Raw genomic sequence first — 6,636 nt, 5'->3', positions numbered from 1 at the left:
TTGGTAATTAGATGATCACTGCTCAAGCAACTGCGGCTGTTTGAGTAAATCGTCCGTATCTATGCAAATTGTGGTTCGGATACTCAATACTGGGGTGTTTGCCCACAAGCCATCGACTTTAGCCGATGGTGGTTGACCTTAAGAAATAAGACTGAAGAATTATTAAAATAAACCTTAAGAAATAACCTGCTTGGTCGCAGTCGGTTTGCGTCTGCTAAGTCTTGGTTAACGATTGTCAGTTCGGATATTAAGCGGTTGCTTGGCTTTAGACTGGTTGATTTCGAATAAATTGTCCGTAAATGTGGTATGAGAATTCTAATTTAGTGAAATATGTTAGGCAATATACGGTATAAAATCATCTTGAGGATTGACCTTGTTCGGTTTTACCCGTAAAATAGCCTTTAGATTTAATAACAATGATCTTTTACAAAAGGAGTGGAAACTAAGTGGCTAACGTCAATCTTGATGCATTCGACAAGATCCTCGTGCTCGACTTCGGTAGTCAGTACAACCAGCTGATTACGCGCCGGATTCGTGATTTTGGCATCTATTCCGAATTGCTCTCCCACAAGCTGAGCGCTGAAGAAATCAAAGAGATGCATCCCAAAGGCATCATTTTCTCTGGGGGTCCTAACAGTGTCTACGCAAAGGACGCCTTTAAGGTCGATCCAGAAATCTACAAGCTGGGCATTCCAATTTTAGGAATCTGCTACGGCATGCAGCTGATGTCTTACGATCTGGGCGGTAAAGTTGAACCAGCCGATGATTCTGAATATGGCCGGGCTGATATCGAAGTTACCGATGACGATGCGGTAATGTTTAAAGGCCTGCCAAAGAAGCAGTACGTCTGGATGAGCCATGGCGATCGCGTCGTTGAGGCGCCAGAAGGCTTTAAGGTCGTAGCTACCAGTAAAAACTGCCCAATCTCAGCCATCGCCAACGACGAAAAGAAGCTTTACGGTATTCAGTTCCACGCTGAGGTCCGCAACAGTCAATATGGTCTGGACATCTTGAAGAAATTCGCCTTTGACGTTTGCGGTGCAAAGGCGAACTGGTCAATGGACGACTTTATCGATATGCAGGTTGAAAGCATCCGTAAAGAAGTCGGCGACAAAAAGGTTATCCTGGGTCTTTCTGGTGGGGTCGACTCCAGCGTTACGGCCGTTTTGATCCACAAAGCGATTGGCGATCAATTGACCTGCATCTTTGTTGATCACGGCTTGCTGCGCAAGAACGAAGCTGATGAGGTAATGAATGCACTGAGCCGCGACTTGGGTGTCAAGATCGTCAAGGTTGATGCTGCCGATCGCTTCTTGGGTAAGCTGAAGGGCATTTCCGATCCAGAACAAAAGCGTAAGATCATTGGTAAGGAATTCGTTGAAGTCTTCAATGAAGAAGCCAAGAAGATGAAGGATGCCGAATACCTGGCCCAAGGTACGCTCTACACTGACGTTATCGAATCCGGTACCGACACGGCACAAACGATCAAGTCACACCATAATGTCGGTGGCTTGCCAAAGAAGCTTGGCTTTAAGCTGATCGAACCATTGCGCAGCCTGTTTAAAGACGAAACCCGTGAACTGGGTGAAAAGCTTGGCATTCCGCATGATCTGGTTTGGCGTCAGCCATTCCCAGGTCCTGGTCTGGGGATCCGGGTATTGGGCGAAATTACGCCTGAAAAGCTGGAAATCGTGCGGGAAAGTGACGCGATCCTGCGTGAAGAAATCAAGAAGGCCGGTCTGGATGAAGAAATCTGGCAATACTTTACGGTTCTGCCTGGCATTCGTTCCGTCGGCGTGATGGGTGACGGTCGGACCTACGACTACGCGGTTGGTATCCGAGCCGTAACCAGTATTGACGGGATGACGGCTGACTTTGCCAAGATTCCATGGGATGTCTTGCAAAAGATTTCGGTTCGCATCGTAAATGAGGTTGATCACGTTAACCGGATTCTTTACGATGTCACGAGTAAACCGCCTTCGACAATTGAATGGGAATAAAACATCAAAGTAATTTGAAGAGGAAAGCCTAATTTGACGGCATTTTAGGACGGCAAATCCTATTCAAAAATACCAAAATCCAAAAAGTTCCCTTCCAAAAAATTCACTTGGAGGTAAAGGGAGCTATCCTAGTTCATTTGTTAATAGAGATAAAAAAATCGAGTAAGGTCAAATGATGATCCTACTCGATTTTTTTGGTTATTAATTGTTCTAATGATTTGATTTTAAGCGATTATGACGCTTACATAGCATTTGCAAATTATCATATTCAGTTTTACCGCCTTCGGACCATGGCGTAATATGGTCACCTTCCATTTCGGATAATGTATAGGTTTTATCATTGCCTTCTTCAATACACAATGGACAATGATATTCTTGTTCTTTTAATTTTTTACGCATCATATCTTTTGGAAAACCACGAAAATTAAGGTATTTAGTAGCCCCGGCTTCTCCAGAATTAATGGCCAATTCGTATTGCCAAATACCTTTAGTTTTTTTAATTTCATCGTCATCGATAAGTTGAGCAATATCTTTATCGATTTTAGCTGAATTATAGCTATATGATATTTGTTGTATTTTGCTAAACAAATAAAAAGCACTTGACATTTTGCAAAACACGATCTACACTTCCTGAAGTAAAATATTTGTGGACTTTTCCGGATTCCGGTCATCTTTTTGCCACACAGTTATTTTTATAATAACTGTGTGGCTTTTTTTATTGTTCGATATCAGGAAAAGCATTGAAATGGAGATTATATAAGCTGATGAGATTAGTCATGAATTACTTCAGAGGGCTTCTAAGCACTTTCCCGCCCTTCAAGAAGAAATCATTTCGTCTGTACAGGAATCTACAGGAGAGGCGTTATGAGAGAAAAAAACTGGCTTACTAAAATTATAGTAATTTTTGTTGGTTCAATTATTTCTGCTTATGGAATTACGCTTGCTATGTATGCCGGATTTGGCAGTGCAACTTTGGCTGTATTATGGCAGGGAGTCTCCAAAGTTACTGGGATGAGTATCGGAATGACTTCTTTTGTGATAGCAGTGGTCATGATCTTATTTGTATGGTTTTATGACCGTTCACAGATCCATATTGGAACTGTTCTGTATCAGGTGGTATACAGTGGGTTTGTAGAGATATTCAGTAGGATACAAAGATACAGCGATATTGTCTGGATAAATTTTCTGCTGATGTGCATCGGTATTATTCTCTTTGCAGTAGGAACTGGCATCTATGCATCAGCAAATCTTGGGCGTGGTTCTTATGAGGCAGTGACATTTTCTCTGGCAGAGAAAAATGGATGGCCTGTCAAAATTGTCCGTATGATATTGGATGTGGCGATGGTCGTTATCGGGGTTTTGTTGGGAGGTAGCTTCGGTATTTGTACGATTATTACAGTTTTGATATCAGGCCCAATTATCCAAGCTACTGTACAGCGAATGAATAAGTTTGTTTTTGGAGGGAAGTAAACCATGTATGATATAAAAATCAAAAATGCCAGAATAAGAGGACGGAGAAAGGTAAACAGATCATAAGGGCTTTTATCTCCGAGACTGGGCCTTGTATACGAATTGATATGACTCATCATGAGGTTGATCTGTTCCTGTGAATAATTTCCGAGGTCTGTGCCCTTTGGGATAATCCTGCGGATCATTTCATGGTTGTTTTCGCAGGAACCCTTTGAAATGGAGCGCTTGGATCACAATAATACATTTGTGTACGCTGGTTCCCTTGTTTATCAAATTCTATGGCCTTCGGGTTAGAAAATTCACTTCCGTTGTCGGCAAGCAGAATCGGAAAAAGCCTGATAAAAACGTCAGGGCGAAGCTCGAGATATATTTTCTCAAAGATATCTATTACAGACTGGGAGTCATTGGCGTCCCAGAGAAATGCCAGTTGCAGTTCTTGCTGCACAAAGTGTATCGTGAGAAGAACTTTTCCTCCCCGTACTCCTTCTACAGAATCCAGCTGACGTATGGCTGCATTAGGATGTTCCTGAAGATAGGACTGAAACTCTTCCCATGTTCGGCCGATGCGACAGGCCTTATCAACTTTCAAATTTCTTTTCTTATTTTTTCGTGGGCGCATTCGTACTGTGCGTGGCATATCAATATTTCTTGCAGAAAGAAGTCCCTGATTGACATAGGAGTATAAAGTCCTTTCAGATGTCATTGTTAAATCAAGGCAGTTCACAGAGATGTGATGGAGTGAATGACCTTTTTGAAGAAGAGGTCGATGGTGGTTGACAGCGTACAGCCAGGCCGGAATCAGCACCAGCATGAATAAAAGCGCGCTCAGCAAATGGATCTCGATAGTCAGACTCATCAATAGAGCTAGCTTTTTCCAGCGAATGGGACGGTTGGCATCCGTGATCATGTCAAACGTGATCATCAGCAAGTAAGGTATCAGCATTGCTCCCAGGGCAGTGGTATTGTTCCCAATCTGCCAGCGCGGCATCCAGCCTACCGTCAGATAGAAGCTGGCCATCATTGCCGCGATGATGGGGCGGATACTGAGGCGTTTTAACAGCCGGTACATGCCAAAGCCACCGATTAGGTAGATAATGATGCTGGAGACGATCTGATATTGATACCAGCTGTGTACCAACAGCAGCAGGCCACCGTTTAGATAGGCAAACAGCGGGCCATAAACGACATTGACGATCCGACCGCTCTGGTTAAAGCCATAGATCGACTGAAACCAGCTGAAGTTTAAATGTTTCAGCTGTGAGTAGGTCTCATAAAAACGATTGTAGTGAAAAACGCTGTCGGCACCAACGATCCCATGTCCGGTAATCATTTGACCAGTCAGCAGCAGGCCAATCGTTAGGATAATCAAGCCGGCCGCGCGATTGTTTTTTAAGATGGTTTTAGAATTCATATTTTTGCTCGTTCCAATTGATTTAATCGGTAATTATAGCTGGAAATTTTGAAACAAGTGCGAACGTTGTCGGGCTTTTCAGTTAACTTTAGCACGACTGCCTAACTAAAGGGCATTGGTTGGTTATGCTAAAATAGTTTTAGACTTTTAAGGACAGGTAAAAAACATGCATAACTTAATTTTTCTCGATGATCTGAATGGCGCAGATTTGGACCCATACGTACGATTGAATGAAGCCCAGCTGTTTCATGCCCTGGAGCCCAACCCTGGCCTTTTTATCGCAGAAAGTCCCAAGGTAATTGAACGGGCCATGCGCGCTGGCTATCGACCGGCCTCGCTATTGGTAGAAGAGAAAGCCTTGGATCGCGACTTAGCAGATCTGGATCGTGAAATGGCGGCCAATCAGACCAGCGGCTTAGGTCAAACGCCAATTTACGTTGCCAATAGCCAACTGCTTCGCCAGCTGCCGGGCTATAACCTTTTGCGTGGGGCGCTGGCAGCGATGCATCGCGTTAAGCGTTTGGAGCTGGCTGACTTTTTGGCGACCATGCCGACTGAGCATCCCCGTATTGCCGTTCTTGAGAGCGTGGTCAACCCAGCTAACATTGGTGCGATTTTTCGGTCGGCGGCGGCTTTGGGGATTAATGGCGTCATCGTGACCAGCGACTCGGCGGATCCTTTTTATCGTCGCTCTTCGCGCGTGGCGATGGGCACCGTTTTTCAAGTGCCTTGGACATATATTGATGCCAAAACCTGGCAGAATGGCGGCATCGAGCTGCTTCATCAGGCCGGATATCAGACAGCAGCCATGGCATTGCGGCATAATACCGTCAGCATTGATGATCCTAAGCTGGCAGCGGCGGACCGGCTGGCGATTATCATGGGTTCGGAAGGTCCGGGACTAAAGGAGTCAACGATCGAACAAAGTGATTTTACGATCAAGATTCCCATGGCCCCAGGAGTCGATTCTTTAAACGTCGCGGCAGCCTCGGCCCTAGCATTTTGGGAACTGGGCAATCGCGTTGCTGAATAGCGCGAAGGCATAAAAAAAGCGTCCATTCATGTTTTGCGAATGGGCGTTTTGAGCTTTATAGGTCAATGATTTGATAGTTGAATCCTTGAGCTTTGAGAAACTTCATCAGATCAGCCGCTGAAAGAAAAATAGTATGCGTGTTAATGTTGGGATGAAACGTCAATGGAATGTTTTCAGCCAGCATATCTTGATCAAAGTAGATCTGAATGTTGTGAGCCGAGTTGTTCATAATACCAAATGGCGAGACGATCCCAGCCTCAAGACCCAGCTGCTCTTCAATCTCATTGTCGTGAGCCATTGAGATGCGTTTAGCGCCGGTCAGTTCTTGAAACTCCTTAAAGTCCATACGCTTGGCATCGTCCATGATCACCAGGTAGAAGTTTTTATGCTTATCCTTTAGAAACATTGATTTGGTGCAGACGCCTGATTTGTCAGCGATATAAGCATCGGCCTGGGCAGTGGTCAAAGCGGCTGGATGATCAACCATCTCATACTTGATGTCCAGTTTTTGCAGCTCGTCAAGCAGTTCTTGGTAGGCAGCTTCGGATCCTTTGGTCATTTTACTCACCTCATAAAACGTTTATTACCATAATAGTTAAATTAAGAAAGCGTTTCAATCAAAAAAACCGTAACTCAATTTCTGAGTTTGACCCGTACCCCCAAAGTTGGAAATACAACTTTGGGGGTATTTTTATGACCAAAATCAGCATAGAGACTAAGAT

The 6,636-nt window shown here is 44.2% G+C and carries 6 protein-coding genes; 3 read left to right on the top strand and 3 right to left on the bottom strand.

Annotation, left to right across the window (positions count from 1 at the left end):
• The first annotated feature begins 446 nt into the window (after positions 1-446).
• On the top strand, positions 447-2,000 hold the full coding sequence (gene guaA / locus HF864_RS09180) for a glutamine-hydrolyzing GMP synthase (RefSeq protein WP_169462689.1): 1,554 nt from the start codon (positions 447-449) through the stop codon (positions 1,998-2,000).
• Between the two features lie 210 nt (positions 2,001-2,210).
• On the opposite strand, the gene HF864_RS09605 is transcribed toward guaA, so the two are convergent.
• On the bottom strand, positions 2,211-2,618 hold the full coding sequence (locus tag HF864_RS09605; RefSeq protein ID WP_169462688.1) for an HNH endonuclease signature motif containing protein: 408 nt from the start codon (positions 2,616-2,618) through the stop codon (positions 2,211-2,213).
• A 246-nt stretch (positions 2,619-2,864) separates the two neighbouring features.
• On the opposite strand from HF864_RS09605, the gene HF864_RS09170 reads away from it, so the two are divergent.
• Positions 2,865-3,470 carry a YitT family protein gene (locus tag HF864_RS09170; RefSeq protein ID WP_169462687.1) on the top strand — a complete coding sequence of 202 codons (606 nt, stop codon included), beginning with the start codon at positions 2,865-2,867 and terminating at the stop codon, positions 3,468-3,470.
• Between the two features lie 181 nt (positions 3,471-3,651).
• Here HF864_RS09170 and HF864_RS09165 read toward each other — a convergent pair whose 3' ends face one another.
• The gene (locus tag HF864_RS09165) at positions 3,652-4,881 is read right to left on the bottom strand and encodes a hypothetical protein (RefSeq protein ID WP_169462686.1); all 1,230 of its coding nucleotides are present in this window, start codon (positions 4,879-4,881) and stop codon (positions 3,652-3,654) included.
• Positions 4,882-5,047: 166 nt separating this feature from the next.
• Here HF864_RS09165 and HF864_RS09160 point away from each other — a divergent pair, with 166 nt between their 5' ends.
• Positions 5,048-5,914: an RNA methyltransferase gene (locus HF864_RS09160; protein ID WP_169462685.1), complete on the top strand. Its 867-nt coding sequence runs from the start codon at positions 5,048-5,050 to the stop codon at positions 5,912-5,914.
• Positions 5,915-5,969: 55 nt separating this feature from the next.
• On the opposite strand, the gene HF864_RS09155 is transcribed toward HF864_RS09160, so the two are convergent.
• Positions 5,970-6,473, bottom strand: coding sequence for a prolyl-tRNA synthetase associated domain-containing protein (locus tag HF864_RS09155; protein ID WP_169462684.1), 504 nt, complete (start codon positions 6,471-6,473; stop codon positions 5,970-5,972).
• Positions 6,474-6,636: the final 163 nt, after the last annotated feature.

Source organism: Lactobacillus sp. MRS-253-APC-2B (genome assembly GCF_012843675.1).
In the GTDB taxonomy this organism is placed as follows: domain Bacteria; phylum Bacillota; class Bacilli; order Lactobacillales; family Lactobacillaceae; genus Limosilactobacillus; species Limosilactobacillus pulli.
This window is presented reverse-complemented; position numbering and strand designations above follow the sequence as displayed.